This is a genomic window from Phaeobacter sp. CECT 5382, from assembly GCF_001457775.1.
Taxonomy (GTDB): domain Bacteria; phylum Pseudomonadota; class Alphaproteobacteria; order Rhodobacterales; family Rhodobacteraceae; genus Pseudophaeobacter.
Map to the genome: position 1 here is coordinate 1 of NZ_CYSG01000032.1, position 16,995 is coordinate 16,995.

General features: G+C 54.0%; 13 protein-coding genes. 5 read left to right on the forward strand and 8 right to left on the reverse strand.

What is annotated here, in order from left to right; all coding sequences use genetic code 11:
- Positions 1 to 399: 399 nt before the first annotated feature.
- From PH5382_RS18720 to PH5382_RS18730, 3 genes are all read right to left on the reverse strand, one after another.
- Positions 400 to 2,232 carry a TniQ family protein gene (locus PH5382_RS18720; protein WP_058335910.1) on the reverse strand — a complete coding sequence of 611 codons (1,833 nt, stop codon included), beginning with the start codon at positions 2,230 to 2,232 and terminating at the stop codon, positions 400 to 402.
- Positions 2,233 to 2,236: 4 nt separating this feature from the next.
- The gene (locus PH5382_RS18725) at positions 2,237 to 3,229 is read right to left on the reverse strand and encodes a TniB family NTP-binding protein (protein ID WP_058335919.1); all 993 of its coding nucleotides are present in this window, start codon (positions 3,227 to 3,229) and stop codon (positions 2,237 to 2,239) included.
- A 163-nt stretch (positions 3,230 to 3,392) separates the two neighbouring features.
- Positions 3,393 to 3,614 (reverse strand): hypothetical protein, encoded by a 222-nt coding sequence (locus tag PH5382_RS18730; protein WP_058335911.1) that lies wholly within the window; start codon positions 3,612 to 3,614, stop codon positions 3,393 to 3,395.
- A 367-nt stretch (positions 3,615 to 3,981) separates the two neighbouring features.
- Here PH5382_RS18730 and PH5382_RS18735 point away from each other — a divergent pair, with 367 nt between their 5' ends.
- The gene (locus PH5382_RS18735) at positions 3,982 to 4,455 is read left to right on the forward strand and encodes a hypothetical protein (protein WP_058335912.1); all 474 of its coding nucleotides are present in this window, start codon (positions 3,982 to 3,984) and stop codon (positions 4,453 to 4,455) included.
- Between the two features lie 1,049 nt (positions 4,456 to 5,504).
- Positions 5,505 to 6,851: a reverse transcriptase domain-containing protein gene (locus tag PH5382_RS18740; protein WP_058335913.1), complete on the forward strand. Its 1,347-nt coding sequence runs from the start codon at positions 5,505 to 5,507 to the stop codon at positions 6,849 to 6,851.
- A gap of 209 nt (positions 6,852 to 7,060) precedes the next feature.
- On the opposite strand, the gene PH5382_RS18745 is transcribed toward PH5382_RS18740, so the two are convergent.
- From PH5382_RS18745 to PH5382_RS18760, 4 genes are all read right to left on the reverse strand, one after another.
- Positions 7,061 to 9,388 (reverse strand): Mu transposase C-terminal domain-containing protein, encoded by a 2,328-nt coding sequence (locus tag PH5382_RS18745; RefSeq protein WP_058335914.1) that lies wholly within the window; start codon positions 9,386 to 9,388, stop codon positions 7,061 to 7,063.
- Positions 9,385 to 10,056 carry a hypothetical protein gene (locus tag PH5382_RS20075; protein ID WP_197410080.1) on the reverse strand — a complete coding sequence of 224 codons (672 nt, stop codon included), beginning with the start codon at positions 10,054 to 10,056 and terminating at the stop codon, positions 9,385 to 9,387. Before PH5382_RS20075 ends, PH5382_RS18745 begins: the two co-directional genes overlap by 4 nt.
- A 1,382-nt stretch (positions 10,057 to 11,438) precedes the next feature.
- Positions 11,439 to 11,984, reverse strand: a complete 546-nt coding sequence (locus PH5382_RS18755) for a YaeQ family protein (protein WP_058335916.1) — start codon at positions 11,982 to 11,984, stop codon at positions 11,439 to 11,441.
- Between the two features lie 171 nt (positions 11,985 to 12,155).
- Positions 12,156 to 12,695, reverse strand: coding sequence for a hypothetical protein (locus PH5382_RS18760; protein ID WP_058335917.1), 540 nt, complete (start codon positions 12,693 to 12,695; stop codon positions 12,156 to 12,158).
- A gap of 235 nt (positions 12,696 to 12,930) precedes the next feature.
- Between PH5382_RS18760 and PH5382_RS18765 the strand changes: the two genes are divergently transcribed.
- The 3 genes from PH5382_RS18765 to PH5382_RS19860 all read left to right on the forward strand — a co-directional run bounded on the left by PH5382_RS18765 (position 12,931) and on the right by PH5382_RS19860 (position 16,292).
- Entirely contained in the window at positions 12,931 to 14,262 is a 1,332-nt protein-coding gene (locus PH5382_RS18765; protein ID WP_197410081.1) for an SIR2 family protein, read from the forward strand.
- Positions 14,259 to 16,076, forward strand: a complete 1,818-nt coding sequence (locus PH5382_RS20225; RefSeq protein ID WP_058335918.1) for an ATP-binding protein — start codon at positions 14,259 to 14,261, stop codon at positions 16,074 to 16,076. Before PH5382_RS18765 ends, PH5382_RS20225 begins: the two co-directional genes overlap by 4 nt.
- Before the next feature lie 75 nt (positions 16,077 to 16,151).
- The gene (locus PH5382_RS19860) at positions 16,152 to 16,292 is read left to right on the forward strand and encodes a hypothetical protein (protein ID WP_156414924.1); all 141 of its coding nucleotides are present in this window, start codon (positions 16,152 to 16,154) and stop codon (positions 16,290 to 16,292) included.
- 11 nt (positions 16,293 to 16,303) lie between these two features.
- On the opposite strand, the gene PH5382_RS18775 is transcribed toward PH5382_RS19860, so the two are convergent.
- Positions 16,304 to 16,995, reverse strand: a 692-nt coding sequence (locus PH5382_RS18775) for an IS1380 family transposase (protein ID WP_156414925.1), incomplete at its 5' end; no start/stop codon positions are given.

A 16,995-nucleotide genomic window follows, 5' to 3' on the forward strand; every position in this document is an offset into this window, starting at 1 on the left:
ATTCCGTCCGGGGAAAGGGGAAGTCCCCTCAGAAACCGATTTGTGCAACAAAGCCCTTCAGGGGCCAAAAACAAGAAAATCGGGCGTTTCCGCCCGATAGACTTCTTATGCTTGCAAAATGGCCATTCTAACCCGGCCGGTGGCCATGAATTGATAGTAAGAACACGTTACAACATGTCGATGCTGGCATAGTTATGCCACGCCAGTTTCAACCACCTCAATAACATTATATTATTCAATGACTTAACTTACCCCTAAAACTGGACGTCTAAAAACGGCGGCCGCCATTGCCACGTGATCGGTCCAAGTTTTGCCACCGAAATCAGGGGGATCTCGGTCAATTATGCACAAAAAAAGCCGCCCAAAGGGCGGCCTGTAAGTCATCTTAAGAAATGGTGATTATAGATCAGCGCGACGGAAAACCTTCGCTCTCAAAATATACCGTTCCATAATCGGCTGGACACCCAGCTTACTCAGTTTGACGGAAACCGATTTCGTACTGGTGCCTGCGTTATCGGCAAGCTCTTGAAGAGTGACATATTTCGAACAAAACTTGTCCACGTCCTCCTTGGCGTAACAATACCGGATCGTACCCCGGGCGTTGGCGACTTTTATCCCTTTGAGAAACGGTTGCCCGTCCAGATCAGTTTTCGTTCGTAGATGGTCAATTGCCAGCAGCTGTAGCCCCAATTTGGCTGCCACCTCCTTGGCAGACATACCCCGCTCGGAAATCACCTCTTGCGTAGCAGGCCGGATTTCCTCCGGGCAGACGAAAACCGAGCGGAACCGCAATTCTTCACAGACGGTTTCGACGGTGGCGAGCCGTCCGTCCAAGACAAGCCGAACGATGTCTGCAACGGGCACCCGGGCAATTTCCGAGGCCTCGATGGTATTTACCATGCCTGCGCTCGGCTCCTGCACGGGCTTGCCTGCAGCACGAAAGCGAACCAGAAAATCATCAAGGTCATCGTTGGCAATATTCGTCATCACTCCAGACTTGATGGACGGATCGTTCGACAGCTTCTTCAGGATCCCAGTTCTGACCATCATTTGCGCCTGTGTACGGTTGCAGTTCAAGTAATCTGGAATCGATTTCGTCGGCGTAGAGTTACTGATCCTGTGGGCAAGCGCTTCACCTTCAACCGCATCAAAGGTCCGCCTGGTTTCGATCTGCTCAGGATCCCCTTCCGCGATCACCCCTGCTTGGAGCAGCGCCCTGTTCAACGTCATTTGGTGGATACCGCTAACTTTGGACAGGCTCGCCACGGTGTGGCGCTTCCGATCTGCTACTTTGCCATCCAACAATTCCGAGCCGGGCTGAACAGGCAAGTGCTCGATGATAAAGTCCCGAACAACATCCTTGAGGGGGCCTGCATCCCGATTTGAAATGTTAGACCGCAATGAAATATAGATTTCACCCAAAGCAGTACGCACGCCACCGAAACGGTTTTCCTTCGTTGCATCCTGCACGATTTCGTCCAAGATGCTGTAAATTCCGTCCAGCCCCCGAGATGCCGCCTCAAAGCCAGCGGCCTCCGCCTCGTTCAACTGCTGGGTCGTCATACTGCTTATGCTTGCGAAGACTCCATGAATCCGATGAAGACCCAATCGTTGACAAGCCTTTGCGGCCTGATCGACATCCTGGGCATCCAACCAACAGGGACCTGATTTTCCGGACAGCCGATCAACGACATAGCGCTGCAGCCCCGACACCGAAGCTTCATCGGCAGCCTCAACCTGCGCAGCAAGATCCTGATCGGATGGCGCAACTATATTCATATCCTGAAAGCGCCCGGGATATCCGGCGCTTTTGCGCTGCGAGAGGAAAATGCCATGGCGCGGGCACACACGAACGGGAGCGAACATCCAAGACAAGCGCCCTACCCTCTCGCCATTTGGCTCTTCGGTTCTGTCATCAAGCAAACACGCTGGGCAGTATGTGGTATGATTGCGCGTCATAAACTTGGTGCCAAAGGTTTCATCTTTGTAGGTCAACATATGATCCCCAGCATACTGGGGCCCACAGGCCAATATCTGAGCACTCGGAACGCCGGTCAGATTTGATAGGCGCTCCACTGCTTGAGGTTTCAAGCCCATGACATCTGCCTGTGAAATTTCCATCATTTTCAGAAAATTTGGGCAGGCCAAATTGGTATGAAAACGGGCCACACGGGAGCACCAAGAAACAGTCGTTTCATCAGTGTATGGGAACAAGGCTGGAAGCATGGTCATAAGTTCAAACCCGCTCCAGCTTTTTCATTTGCCGCTTAGTGCGCGCTTCATCGTATTCCGCTGCACCAGAGTCGAGCTGGATCGATAGCCAGTGATCACTCAGAAAGACATTCTCGCCCGGATCGCAGCCCTCTTGCATGGCCCATGCCTCGGCGAAGTGATCAATCGTCAGGATCGTATCACCGTCCCACAGCGCGCATTCGATGGCATTGATGATTGTATCGATCCCACGGCCAAAACGGTGACGGCTTGCGGTAATCAAGCGCGCCATCACATCAGCATCCACACGCGCCTCGATCGAAACCTCTTCGCAGTAATACTCGACCACAGCGAACAGCCCCGCCTCATCCACGCCATGCTGCAGATTGGACGGCATGATCTTCGTGAAACGCCGCGAGACCTGAGGATCAAATGCGGCGACTTCAGACAAGCGCTGCGTCCCGCTCAAGATCGGAATAACAGCGTTGTCTCCCTGCATGAGCGACTTGATCATCCGCAAGGACTCCTCAACTTCATTGGCTGTGCGTGACATGATCAGGTCTTGTGCTTCATCAAGCCAAAGCACACTGATCCCGGCAGCCCCGAGCCTTTGCTTAACGGTAGCCCAAATCTCCCATACCTTCGCGTTAGGGGAAAAGTGGTCGATCCCCAAGGCCCCCGCAATGGTCAGGCCGACGCTTTTCAAAGTCGCAGGACTTGGGACCTGAATTTCGAGGTATCTCGGCGCGCCTGTCTTGGGATTCCGCGCCAGGAACTGAGCTTCCTGAAGAATTGTACGGACGGCGGTTGTTTTGCCTCCCCCGGGTTCCTCAATCAGGATGACCCCGCGGGTTTCCTGACCTGCTGTGTAACGACAAGGCTGTGCTGTTTGCTGCCCCTCACTATCGACTTCGAACAGGCGGTAGATGTGCTTCTTGAGCTGATGGTCGCGTTCGGTGGGAATATGGATTTTGCGCAGTTTCTGGATCTGCGCAGCGGGGTTGGGTGTATCGTCCATGGGCTGTGCTCCTGAAAACTGGATTGCGATTGATGTGCTGACGGGCATCGCGAGATTTTCACGTGTCATTTTGAGGTTCTCCGAAAAGAAGGAGTTGCAGTTAGCCGGTAGCCGTTTCAAAGGCCTGTGACCGGTTCGTATTCGGAATGTGCGTTCGATGTTCTCACTGCGGAAACGCGCCATACCCGGCGGCATGGGATTTTTTGCGGCTCGCAGGTAGGAAAACGCTAAAGCCGCTCGCACCAGTGCAAAATAGAGGAATTAAATCAATTACTTGCAACCCACCCGCAGCCAATCTCAGAAATTCTTCTGCATTTGCAAATTTGTGAGATTTTCCGATCTCTGCACCTGCACGCCAGCCGCTTTTTGGCTTCAACGAGAACATTGGCCAGTTTCCAAAAGCACGAAGAAAAAAAGCGCGGCGGGGCTGATTTTTATCTCACGCACGTGTACTGGTGAGAAGAGTTTTGGTTTGTTGGCTCTGCAACAGGCCCTCTAAATGCCACAACAACATCCATTGCGGATTTCATCCCTCAATTGACCAAGTGATGGCTCGCAAACGTTAGGCTCTGCAAGGTGGGATGGTGACCCTTGGTTAAACTTCACGAACGGCCCAAGCCGAGCTCCGCTCCTGGGTAAAGTACTACGATGCAGCGCGCGCCAATACGCAATTGCTGAATGCGACGGAACTGCCGTGACTGATTTTGAAGGATTAGATAGACTTCTGCAACGTACTTTCATGAGGTATCAGGATGACGCTTGAAGACTATTTTGGACCTCGGCTGTCACAGCCCGGCTATGATCTATTCGCTGTCTTCAGTCGATTTGAGTATGCTATGAAGCGGGGTGGGTTTCGCCGAACCCAATATCCTGACGCTGCTTGGCGCACTTTTGCAGGGAGCCTTCCAGAGGATTTCTTTCAATCGATGCGTGAAGCCGACCAAGCCAAAGTCTACTTTGAGGCTCCTCCAGATCATCTCGTTGCAACAGATGATGGTGGCGTAGACTGGTCGGGGGCACCGCATACTCCGAACGATGCAGCAAGCCTCTTTCAAAGTATTAAAACGGCACGAAACAACTTGTTTCACGGGGACAAGAAACACGACAACAACCGAGATACCCAGCTAATGATAGCTGCTCTATTCGTGCTAAATGAAGCCTTCAAGAAAGCCGAGGCTTCTGAGGGTTTTGAAGAGTTTCTATCCGCTATGGAATTTGGACTTTAACTCGCGGCCCATACAGGTCGTTCATGACGAGCATCGAAAAAGACGCATTCAAGCCTTTGATGTCTAACCAGTTCGTTATTCTTTAGCTGAAAACCATATGGTCGCTCTTGAACGGAGGGCGTCGCGTCACCACTATATATCATATGTCCATGGTTGCCATGGCGTCCGACGTGAAGCTGGACCTGTCCATGCGGATCGTGCGCCACGGAGACCTCGCCAAGGTGGCTGTTGCCGCGGAGGTGTCTGTCGTAGCGGCCATGCCGTGCGCAGAGGATGGGCGAAGCCTGACCGTTGGCTTTGAAGCTGTGAATGCTCCGTCTTTTGGCGGCCTCCAAGCAGCAGATAAGCATTCAAAGCGGCGGGCATGGCCGGGGCGAAACGCGCTTGACATTGCTAAAAACCTGATAAGGTGGAAGGTGGAGAAATGTGTGAACTTGCCCCGAAAAACCGGCTCGCCTGAGCTGGCTTACCGGTGCGCGCGGAATCTTGATCGCGCTCGCCGCAGCGTCCATGGTTGCCATGGCGTCCGACGTGAAGCTGGACCTGTCCATGCGGATCGTGCGCCACGGAGACCTCGCCAAGGTGGCTGTTGCCGCGGAGGTGTCTGTCGTAGCGGCCATGCCGTGCGCAGAGGATGGGCGAAGCCTGACCGTTGGCTTTGAAGCTGTGAATGCTCCGTCTTTTGGCGGCCTCCAAGCAGCAGATAAGCATTCAAAGCGGCGGGCATGGCCGGGGCGAAACGCGCTTGACATTGCTAAAAACCTGATAAGGTGGAAGGTGGAGAAATGTGTGAACTTGCCCCGAAAAACCGGCTCGCCTGAGCTGGCTTACCGGTGCGCGCGGAATCTTGATCGCGCTCGCCGCAGCGTCCATGGTTGCCATGGCGTCCGACGTGAAGCTGGACCTGTCCATGCGGATCGTGCGCCACGGAGACCTCGCCAAGGTGGCTGTTGCCGCGGAGGTGTCTGTCGTAGCGGCCATGCCGTGCGCAGAGGATGGGCGTCCGTCAACGGTCGGGTTTGTATGAGCGGAGGGCCCGAGCGAAGAACATGGCGAAGACACTATTTGAAGAAGTAAGAAGCGAACAAAACATCTTCTCAGCTTGGAGACACGTGAAGCGCAGCGCTTTGACCTCGGGCAACGCCGATATTCGCGGCAAAGCCTCCGAGTTCGAGCATGCTCACCAGCGGCACCTTAGGCGCATTATCGGTCAACTGCGCACTGGTAAGCTATTATTTGATCCTGTCGAGGGTGTCTTGAAGGACAAGCGCAAGCGTCTTTCCGCAGGTAAAGAGCCACGGCCCATCGCAATATCCACCATCCAGAACCGTGTCGTGCAGCGGGCAATCCTACAGGTTCTACAACCACGGCAGGCGCGTGACCTGCGCGACCCAAACACACGATATGAGACCGTTAGAGACGACAGACTGGGGCGTATCAACGACGTCAACCGATCCAAGTTTGGAGTTGGAGGGCTGATCTATCCTCATGGCGGAGTTCGCCCCGCCATCGAGACAATCATTACCGCGATTGACGGCGGTGCAAAATTCTACTTCCAATCCGACATCCGGGCCTTCTTCACCAAGATTCCGACAGACAAGGTGATTGACTTCGTTCGGCGTGAAACCTGCGATGAAGCATTCGTTGAGCTGTTCGCCAAGGCTCTTGAGGTTCACTTGGGGAATGAAGATGAGCTTGTTGGCTACACGCACCTGTTTCCGAAGGGGGGCATCGGCGTAGCCCAAGGATCTTCCCTATCCGCCTTCGCGGGAAACGTTCTGCTCTACGACATGGATCAAACGCTAAACACCATGGGCGTGACGTCGGTGAGATACATCGACGACATTTTGATGGTGAGTGCAGACCCTTCGTCGATCGACGCCGCCAAAGCTTATGCTGAGAAAACCCTTACAGATTTTGGTTTCGGTCTCTATACGCCCGCAGATGGCCCTGAAAAGGCCGCGCAAGGGGAGTGTAGTAAATCCATTAACTTCCTTGGCTGCACACTTCAGCCCAAGCGGTGCGTTCCCAGCGCGAAATCTATCGACAACATTAAGGAAGGCGTCCGGGAGACGCTTGCATCTTCCAAAACCGCAATAAAGGAGGCGCTCACGAAGGGAACCTCCCTTAACTCCAAACACTCACAGAGTGCCACTTTAGAGTCTTTAGGTAAGCGTATTTATGGATGGCAAAAATCCTTCGCCTTCTGCAATCAACGTCAACCCTTCCAGCACCTGGACGACTACGTTACGAAACAGGTCGCTGACTACCACGGCGCTATCGTTCGGCAGCTGGGGAAGGCCGATCATCGGGTCAAGGCGATGATACTTGGCGTCCCTTCGACAACAGATATGTTCGATAGCGCCCAGGATAAGGCCACGAAAAAAGCAGATTGATATTGCCGCAACTCCGTAAGCTCTCCACGCATCACGGCCATCCATTGATTTCGCAACAAATGACCGCTACCCGCCCTTTTTGCCGACAGTATGATACACAGTCAGATGTCGGATTTGTGCTGTCGTAAGAACTTTGTCTTTGTCGCAACAAAAAAAGCCCCCACTGCTTATGACAGCGAGGGCCTATGAGGTTGAAGGAACAGGCCGTATCAACCCTGGCGTTTGGGCGGCAAACCAAACTTCGCCATAGCAGGCCCAGGCTTGCGCATCGTGTCGGCGGTTCCTGCCTTGTCCACATCCTGCACCACATCAAGCGAGGGGTTCACCACGGCCGAATTCGCAGGTGCATTACCCCCCTTGGGAGCGATATCAGAGTCCGGCGCACGCGGCGAAATAACACGCCCAGGCCCTTCACCGTCGTCGACCAGCCGCTGCGTGTCATCCATGCGGAACGACGAAAAGAGGTCTGCCTCAATCTTCTCAAACTGCTTGTCGCTGATCGTCGTATCAATGACCTTGAACGCCAGCGCGCGATCCTTGACCATGCCTTCAATCTGATCAATTGCGTTGAACACGACTTCCTGGTTCCATGCTTTGCGCCCTGCGGACTTGGCACGCAGCGCCCGGCGGACTTTCACCCAATCATGAAAATGCATCCCCTCGAAGCGGTCATGTGCTGACGGCACGACATGCCATGCCCCATCAATATAGACGCTGATTGCGCCAATATCTTCCGGGTCCCAGCGGATGGTCACCAGCTTCGGCTGCCGCCCCATGAAGTACATCGCAAGCTCGGGGCTCTGGTAACGGACCCCCATGAGCACAACACCTTCTTGCGAAACCTTGCGCTCAAAGCGTTTGCCAAAGGCCAGTCGCTTGGCGTTGCGATCCGGCAAAGCGCTCAGTGGGAAGTTGCCGTCTTCCATGTCCTCGGTCCACTGCTCCAATGGCGTGCGCCCACCAAGACTGCTGTGCGGCGAATTATGGTAGATATCGACAACCCAGCGAACCAAAACAAAAGCAACATCCTCGGCATCCAGGCAAGCCCTACCTTCCGACTTATAGTCGCCGCGTTCGATTGAGTTCGAGAATGTGCGTCCGACCAGGCGGGGCATCAAGTCAGTACTCAAAGTGCCGAAAATCCGCTCCCCGGTGCCGCGCATACCGGGCACACCCGCATGTGTCCGCAAGGCCTGGATGCGCAAGTCGAGGCAGCAATTTGTAAACGCTTCCGATTTGAAAGCCGGACCGTTGTCCGTTACCAAGCTCTCCGGCTTAACTGCCATCGACCATGGGGAGAGTGCACCCGTCTCATCTGCCCAGGCCCCCTTGTCGCTCACAATCATGCGCAGGCATTCCTGTGCTGCGCTGGCGCAAGGGTTCCGTGTTAACTTCATGCCCAAGATGACCTTGGTGCGGCAATCAATTGCGAGAACAAGCCACCAACGGTCGGTTTCGTTATTGAGCCCGATGAGATCGACCAGTTCAGCGCCAAAGAATTCCATCAGGTTGGCGGAATGGATGATCGACTGCAGGTCGATGCACCACTCATCCATTTCAACACGTTCACCGGGGCGTGATACCTCCAGCCCCTTATTGACCGGACGCAGCTTCTTGATCGCATACTCACGTCCACGGCGAGCCACCATAACCCGGAAGGGGTCAAGCTTTTTGATGGCCCTACGGATGGCGTCCCTTCCAGGAGTAAGGAGTTGCACCCCGCCATTTTCGTCCCTTTGTTCATTCTCTTTTTTGAACGCTCGCTGGACGTCGACAAAGGTTGCCTTCAGCGTTTTGCGTTCCGGAGTCAGATAGCTGGACCGGATCGTTGACATCAAAAGTGCCTGCACATCCGGACCGAGCCCGCTTGTCGAATTTCCACACTTGGACATTGAATCTGCCAAAGCAGACAGCCCGTGTTTTTGGTACTGCTTGTAAAGCTTGCGCAAATAATCCGGGGTATAGAGCTCAACAATACTCCTGTTGCCACCGCCGCGACTTTTGCGCACTGACTTCGCAACCGATTGCGGCAGTTGTTGATGTTCCAAGGCGTGATTCAACATATCCCGCTCCGTAACTTCTTGCTTCAAATAGGCAGATGCACGGGATTCGATTTGCTGAAGAGAAGCCTCGATATCCGACGTTCGCGGGAGAATAAGTCCCTCAGATACCATATCCTCGATCGCTTTCACCTGAACAAACCGATTATAAAACCGCTTCCGCTGTTTCTCATCCAAGTCCGAAGGCTTGAACGTAACGGCTTTTGCCAGCGGCGAAGGCTTCAAATCATCCGGCAGGTAATACCCCACCTCATGCTTTACCATCCCTGCGGCACTGAGCCTCGAAAGGTTCGCCATGTTGAATTGTTCAGTCATCCCCTGCTCATCGGATGGGTGCAAGAAGACCGTGTCGCCCGACTGCCCCGCGAAATCGAAATGTTTGCCGTTGATAGTCAAACGGTCAGCCTGATCGATCCGAAAACCGGATTTAACACTGGCTGGGTTCACAAAATGTTTGTTGTCGACGATCGCGTTCATGACTGAAAGCCTTTCCATTGGATAAGAGTTTGAGGGGTTGTGCGCTCGTGGCGTAGGGACTGAAGCTCGCGCTTCGAAATCAGCCGGAGGATCGCACGATAGCCGCGTTCCTTGAGACCGACCTCATCGGTGAGGGTTTTGATTGTGATCGCGCCCCCGAGGTGGCAAGCGATGGCCCGTACGGCATTTTCCGCCTCGGGATCGCTGTCATGCACTGCCGCATTCAGGTTCGCATTGTGCAGGGCAACCTGGTCGATGTCAGCTTCGGTCAAAAGCCGTACAGAAGAGGCAAATTCTTTCTTCTGAACCCACCAGGCGACGACTTCCATCTTGCTGAGGAAATCTTTGGAATGAAGCCGTGATGTTGGCTTGACGGTACATGCGACCCGTTCGCCATTCGTCTTTGTGACCAGCATGTCGAAGACATGCCGTTTTTCATCGCGCCAGCCGAACTTGAAAAGAGCTTGCTCGACTACATCCGCGACATCGGGCTGGGCATACTGAAGCGCCTGATGATCCGCTTCCAGCTTGCTTTCTCCCTGCATGCGGGTTCCTGCGCCCCTGCCACGAACAGTATGCACCGTGCAGTGCCACTTCGAGACGTTTTGAATTTTGCGGTCAGCCCGCGATGGTGCAGGCAATACGATGCCCTCCGAAAAACTCGGCATTTTCTGTCCTTTTCACATAAGGATACCGCCCGCCGGAAAACCTCCGACGCTGCCCGAAGGCCGCGATATTGATTTGTTGGTTTATTTGGTGGAGCCACCTGTCATCAGGTTTCTCCTGGTGCAGATTCTACGACCTGCTGTGTGTCTGCTGCGTTACGTCTGAACTTTAATCACGGTCTTTGCCTCTTTGGTGGCCGGGACCTTTTCACCTTTGCCGGGATCCGGCTCAGTCAATGATAAGGTTGGCCAATTGCCTGTTTAACGAAGAAGTTTCTGCGTTCTGCCGGGTATTTTCCGGCGATCAGCCTTCGCTTGAGACCCAGAAACTACCCATCAAAATCGATCCGACAACCACCGTTTTTTGGCCAAAAATAAAATGTAGAAAATATTTCCGCCCACGGACAAACGATCCGATAGGGGCGCAAAATGCCCTGCAATACATTGATAAATATCAGAAAAGTCATATTAAAGGCAAAGGAGAACTCTTGCCGCCACACAGAACTTTCTTTTTCAAGGTACCGAAATCGCTCTTACGGAGTTCGGAAGCTGTGCATCTGTGCAACACGCAATATCAGAAAACCGATTAATTGGAAGCTCTAAGAGCGTGGTTAAGTGAGAAATCGATTCGTCGCGGGCGGGTTCACCAATATTGTACAGGCCCAACGCCGCCGTGCATCCCGGTTGTGGCAGCCCTGTTAGAGGTGAGCATGCGAACCGTTGCCAGCAGCCTCAGGCCTCAAATGCCGCACGCACCTGACGTGCGTGCAGCCACGATTGCCCTGCGGGCATCTAAGCCGACAGTGAGATCTGACAGCATGGTTATTTGATAACTCGGTTTCCGTCCCACCCCGAACGTATTCATCTGCTGAACAAGATAGATGTGCAGCATTACGCAGCCGTCTCGGTAAAACCTCTTGCATGCAGAAAGGAGGCGTTAGGTTCCATCGGCCACATCGGCTGAGCAAAGCAAGATATTCAATGATCATCGCTAAGAAGCAGCGCGCTGCGAGATTTGATCAATCTCACACGCGATGATCGACAGGCGCAAGCCGCCTGAATTTGAGCCCCGAGACCCTCTACACGCGCTCACATCCGTCAAGGACGCTGACCATGGCAGTTTCCGACACCCAAGCCATCCCCAAAGGAGGACAGCCTATAAACCAAACCATCCTGTTATGTTATGCAGATGTCGGGGCCCGGAATATCTCAGGGTTCCCGACCGCTGCCCAAAACCAAATTGAGGTGAACTGCCGCGCACAGCGATCGCTGCGCCTTTTGGCAGGCATAATTACACCTCATCGCAAGATTTTATAACCGACGGGCTGACGGCGCGGCGGCGTACCTGTCTTCCTTTGAACCATCTTTGAGACAGGCACCAAAGGTTACGCGGCCCCCTTCCATTCTGTCGGGGTCACGTAGACAATTCCCTCTTCAGCGCTGACCATCACTTCGCCATCCTGGACATTGACCTGCATTTTCATCGCGCGACTTGCCAGCTTGGCCAATGCAGCCGTGTCTGCCTCGGGAAAGCTCACCACCTGAAGATTATCAAATCGGGTGGTACTGTTCTTGACCTTGTCCCACCACACCTCTGCCGTTCGGCCGCCATAAGGATAGACGATCACCTTGCTTGCCTTGCCGCAAGATTGCCGCATCACTTTCTCGCTTGGAAGCCCCAGCGCCACCCAGACATCAAGCTCGCCGCTCAGACTTTTTTGCCAGATATCCGGCTCATCATCCGTTGACAGCCCCTTGGTCATTTCCAGATGCTCATGGGCATTGAGCGCAAAAGCAACAAGCCGCACCATCAGCCGTTCATCTGTCTCAGACGGATGTTTGGCCACAGTGAGTTTGTGGGTTTCATAGTAATGACGATCCATGTCCGAGACCGAGAGCTCAACTTTGTAAATGGTGGCCTTTTGCGCCATAATCTGTCCCAAACCTTTGATGAGTGGGATGCCTACTCCCTCGGGTGACCTTTGGAAAGCCGCAGATAAAGCAGCGAAATGGGAACTGCGGAGTATGCCAGATTGGATCATCAGGTGGAGGCGGAAAGCCGGCTTTCGTGGTGCCTGCCCGACGATCGCAAGCAAAGGTGGTTAAGTCCGAGGCGGGACTTCGCGTTGCGGGCTGATCAACTCTGACCGATACAGCGTTGCGAATTCATCCAGTACCATTTCCAACGTTGCGACGAAGGTGGTGAAGTTGAATGATATCCCGTGCTCTCGCTTTTCATGAATGTATCGCCATTCAACGAAAGCGTTGGCATGCTGGCATAGCACATCTCTGATCCCATAGTCCGATCTTAAGAAATCTGGGTGGTGCGGTGCCACATTTTTCCTGAATTCGCGATCAAGACGTTCCTTACTTGTGTCGCCAAGTAGCTCGAACAGCTTCAAAAGATCATGGATTCTCTTGGTCTTGAGTGTGTTGTGATCCCAAACAAACCAAGCCTTCAGCGCAAATTCCATCGACAGCGCCAAAAGCATTGGTTCGACGCCGGAATGTTCTTCATGACGCAGACCAAATTCATGCGCATCAGCTTTCGCCATTGCATGGATCTGTTTGAGGATGGATCGCGCCTGTTTTTCAAGCTTTACACCCGTAGAGAGGCCGTGAAACTGACTCGATTTCTGCATGAATAGAAGATAGGCTAATCATAGGGCGACGGCAACGCGCGTAGGCAAGGTGGTTTGGCCGGGACATGGCTGGCGGTGAGCGGTCGTTCGCAGCAAGAACTCATTTGAAAGTTTAACAACAAAAGCCGACATTGAATCGCTTGCGATCGCTGTCTGCCCCCTTTTGGTGTCGCCTAACTTTTTGGGCGATTTACGTACCTGTTCAGATTGAATAGCCTCGCCTTACAATTGCATTTTGGATGAAAAATTGAAGAATTTTTGGGATGGTGAGCCAATAGGCAAAAAAGACTTGCTGCGCCTGTTGACGCGCAACGGCAAGTGGCTTCGCTGGGAGAGTGAGAAAGAAGACCCTGACGACCCCAGAAAAAAACCTAAGGCCGGATGCAAGGATCAGGTTGAAGAGGCCCTGTTGGCCTCGCTGCATTCGACCAATGTCGTGGTGCTCGTAGGGTCTGGGGCTTCCTTCTCGGCCAAGAACGAAGGCGGGCAGAATGCACCGAGCATGTGGCACCTGTGGGAGGCGGTCAAGAACGGTTGCGGAGAAGCTGATTTCAACGCGGTTGCGCAATCCGTCATCGGACATGTACCTGCCGAGGGCGAAGAGAACATCGAGGCTCTGCTGAGCTTGTGCAAGATGTCCATCGAGTTGCTGGAGGTCCGTGCTGTAAAGGATACCGCGTTCCCTGACCGCGCCAGACTGGAGCAACTGAAAGAGTTTGTGGCGACCGCAGAGCGCGAAATTCTGGCGCAGGTCGGTTTCGTACGCAGCGACACGGAACTTCCAGCACACTCCGGGTTTCTTCGCAAATTCGCACGCCGATCACCGGAAAAGCCCCGAGTGAAACTGTTCACCACCAATTACGACTTGTGTATCGAGACCGCAGGCCTTCGCTTGGGCGTCGTTCTAATCGACGGATTTTCCCACAGTGCAGAGCAGCGGTTTAACCGCGACCATTTCGACCATGACATTGTGCGGCGGGCCGCTTCCAGTACGAAGGCTGACTACCTTGATGGCGTGTTCCACCTCTACAAACTGCACGGGTCGGTGGATTGGAGGCGGCGCCCAGATGAAGTCGTGATCCGAAGCCTCGATGACCCAAACGAAGACCGCAGGCCAGTTCTGATTTATCCTCGGTCTTCGAAGTATCAGGAGGCGTTCGAAAGCCCCTATCTCGACATGTTCGCCGCGCTTCAGGCCGCCTTGCGGGAACCCGATACGACCTTAATCGTTTCCGGCTTCGGTTTCGCAGACGATCATATCAGCGCACCGATCTGGTCAGCTATCGAAACCAACCTGTCGCTGCGCCTTGTCCTTTGTGATCGCGGGTTCGTCGAACATCAAAAGCTCTTCGATGTAGAGGCGCAGGAGATCGACCTCGATCTGGCTGGACAACGCCCTTATCAGAGCAAGATTGCCCGTCTTGTGCAGCAGGGCGATACGCGCATCACGATGTTGAACGGCCGCTTCGAAGACCTTGCCGACGCCTTGCCGATGATATCGGGAAAGACGGATCGCCAACTATTGCAGGATCGGCTTGAAAAGCTACGCGAGGGTGATGGCGCATGACCGAACTTTCCTCTCTGATTGACCCGTCCAAGCGCATCGGAACGGTTACAAGGGTGACGGCAAGTGCCGTGGAACTCACCTTGCCAAATGCTCTTGCAGCCCTTGGTCGACGCGGGTTGGCAAAAGGTTCTGTGGGCGATTTCGTGTTTGTCGATTGCGACCGCTGTGCAATTTTAGGGCGTGTCACGGAGGTTGGCATTCCAGACAGGCAACGAGACGTCCTTGAGCACCAGATCGAAACAGATCCCATGGTGGAGCCGCAGGGGCGCGCCCAGTTGTTGGCGACCGTAAGCAAGACAACTCGGAAAGTGACGCGCGGCATCAACACGCAACCGAGGGTTGGTGATGGGGTCTATCTCGCGCGAGGCGGGGCGCTGTCCAATTCCATCAAGGATGCCTTGAAAGGCGACGTGCAGGGAGACAGCTCACCGTTGCTCATCGAACTGGGGCACCTATCAGGGCTGGACGATGCCGCTCTCAGCATTCCGCCGGAGAAATTGTTCGGTCGTCATTGCGGAGTATTTGGTGCAACAGGCGGGGGGAAGAGCTGGACGGTTTCTCGACTCGTCAATGAAATCGTACGGATCGGTGGGAAATGTATCCTGTTCGATCCTACCGGAGAATTCACAGGCAAAGTGGCTGGCGCGTGGCAGTACTCTTTCGGCGAAGCTGGGAATGGAGATCAGCCGTTGGTGCGGTTTCCAAGCGAAAATTTATCAGAACTGGACCTACACGCGCTACTCACTCCGACCGGTCAAAGTCAGGGACCAGCTCTCCGTAGTGCAACAAAAAGCCTTCGCATGGCGCAGGTCTTGACGGCTCATGCGGAACGGTTCCCCGTCGAGCAGAACGGTTCCAGGCGAACTGTGGTAATTCGTAGGGGCGATGATCCTGTTGGGCATGTCGTCTTAGAAGAGCAAGGGACCATTGAAAAAGCAAATCAGAGCCGCCTCGCATTTGGTCAAGCTGAATTGATGCTGGCAGACGAGCTGGCCGTTGAAACATGCGGGTTCGATTTTAGCGCTCTGTCACGGCAGGTGCGAAACGAGTGTGTGCGGCCAGTACATAACAATGATGCATCGAAATATGGTCAACTCGACAGCAATGCAGTTGGATACTGCAACTCACTGATCATTCGCATTGAAACCTTTTTGACCTCTCCCGAATTGGCCTGTCTGTTCTCAGATAATGGTCGGGACATTTGTCGAGAGATTGCGCGTTTCTTAGACGATCCAAATGCCAAAGCAATGGTACTTTCCTTCGAGAAGGTAAGCTTCAAGCACAACACCAGAGAATTGCTTTTGAATGCACTGGGGCGATACCTGCTCGGACTTGCACGGCGAGGCCAGTTTCGCCAGAACCCGCTCGTTTGCTGCTTGGATGAAGCGCACCAATTCATTGGCCGGACAGTCGGTGATGAACTTAACAACGTTAGCCTCGATGCGTTTGGCCTGATTGCAAAGGAGGGTAGGAAGTATGGGCTGACAACCGTGATTGCGACCCAGCGCCCCAGAGATGTACCACAAGATGTTCTCAGCCAGCTTGGAACACTGTTTGTTCATCGGCTGACCAATGATCGGGACCGGGAAACCATCGAAAGGGCATGCGGTGATCTTGATCGTAGCGCCGCTGCTTTCATCCCATCTCTGTCACAGGGGGAAGCGATCATCGTCGGCCCCGATTTACCCGCCCCTTTGCCGATCATGATGGCCAAACCCGAAAAGGGGCAACAACCTGAAAGCCACGGCCCTGAGTACCAGAAATATTGGAGCGAAAAGCAAGAAGACTCCTTGGTTGAAAACGAAATTACTTAGCTGACATTCCCCAAGTAGAACGTCCTCCCGCCCACCTTGCCGCTGTTCTGCGCTCCTATCAAGCCTCTTGCACCCATGGTGCCGTTGTTCGGGCATCTGACGCGCGAACTGCGCCCGATTTCCGGTCTCGGGGGCGAGGTTGATCCGGATATTGGTCTGACCGACCCCCGTATGGATAGACCGGTTGAGCCGCTTTTGTTCAGGTTTTATGATTAACGATGTTGTCATTAGGGAACCGGCGGTGCGCGCAGCCGATGTATGGCCGCAAGGATGCGGTTGAACAGATCGCCGCTGACAGCCACCTCGGCCAGTTGGAAGGTGATTGCACGGGCGTGACGCACAACCCTCGCACCAATCTTGATCAATCGCGTCTGCAGGCTTGTCAGTGACCAGTCGGCTATCTCATCAGGTAGATCAGTGCCCTGTAGGAAGGCACCGATATTGTAAGCCAGTGCATGGAGTTGCAGCCGCACCTCGTTCTGCGCCATGCCTTTGCAGGACAAACGGGTCCAGTTGATCGCCTGCTTGCCTTCCTTGATGTATTGCTCGGCGGTGCCGCGTTGGTTGTAGAAGCGGATGATCCAGTCGGGTTCCATCGGCATGTTGGTGACCACGAAGCCCACGCGCGGGAACAACTCGCTGGGATGCCATTCCACCTTGGCGATGACACGACGAGGTTTGTCCCAAGATGCCGCCTGATATTGGAAGTCGCCGTAGATGCGCTTCACGCCTTTTGGCGGACGACCCACAGGGCGCTTGAGCAGATGCGCAATCTTGCCCTGAAGAACGCGATTGGCCCGAAGGCGGATGGCGTAGAAATAGTTTTCCAGTTCCAGAGTTTTGTATAGCTCCGGGATGGCGAACGCAGCATCCCCCCGGAAGAACCGCATCAGGTGACGATCCGCATATCGCGCGATGA

Coding starts and splice junctions, on each gene's coding strand:
- PH5382_RS18735 (WP_058335912.1), top strand. CDS start 3,982: ATGACGCTTGAAGACTATTTTGGACCTCGGCTGTCACAGCCCGGCTAT.
- PH5382_RS18755 (WP_058335916.1), bottom strand. CDS start 11,984: ATGGCGCAAAAGGCCACCATTTACAAAGTTGAGCTCTCGGTCTCGGAC.
- PH5382_RS20225 (WP_058335918.1), top strand. CDS start 14,259: ATGACCGAACTTTCCTCTCTGATTGACCCGTCCAAGCGCATCGGAACG.
- PH5382_RS18745 (WP_058335914.1), bottom strand. CDS start 9,388: ATGAACGCGATCGTCGACAACAAACATTTTGTGAACCCAGCCAGTGTT.
- PH5382_RS18760 (WP_058335917.1), bottom strand. CDS start 12,695: ATGCAGAAATCGAGTCAGTTTCACGGCCTCTCTACGGGTGTAAAGCTT.
- PH5382_RS18720 (WP_058335910.1), bottom strand. CDS start 2,232: ATGACCATGCTTCCAGCCTTGTTCCCATACACTGATGAAACGACTGTT.
- PH5382_RS18730 (WP_058335911.1), bottom strand. CDS start 3,614: ATGTTCTCGTTGAAGCCAAAAAGCGGCTGGCGTGCAGGTGCAGAGATC.
- PH5382_RS19860 (WP_156414924.1), top strand. CDS start 16,152: ATGGTGCCGTTGTTCGGGCATCTGACGCGCGAACTGCGCCCGATTTCC.
- PH5382_RS18725 (WP_058335919.1), bottom strand. CDS start 3,229: ATGGACGATACACCCAACCCCGCTGCGCAGATCCAGAAACTGCGCAAA.
- PH5382_RS18740 (WP_058335913.1), top strand. CDS start 5,505: ATGGCGAAGACACTATTTGAAGAAGTAAGAAGCGAACAAAACATCTTC.
- PH5382_RS20075 (WP_197410080.1), bottom strand. CDS start 10,056: ATGCCGAGTTTTTCGGAGGGCATCGTATTGCCTGCACCATCGCGGGCT.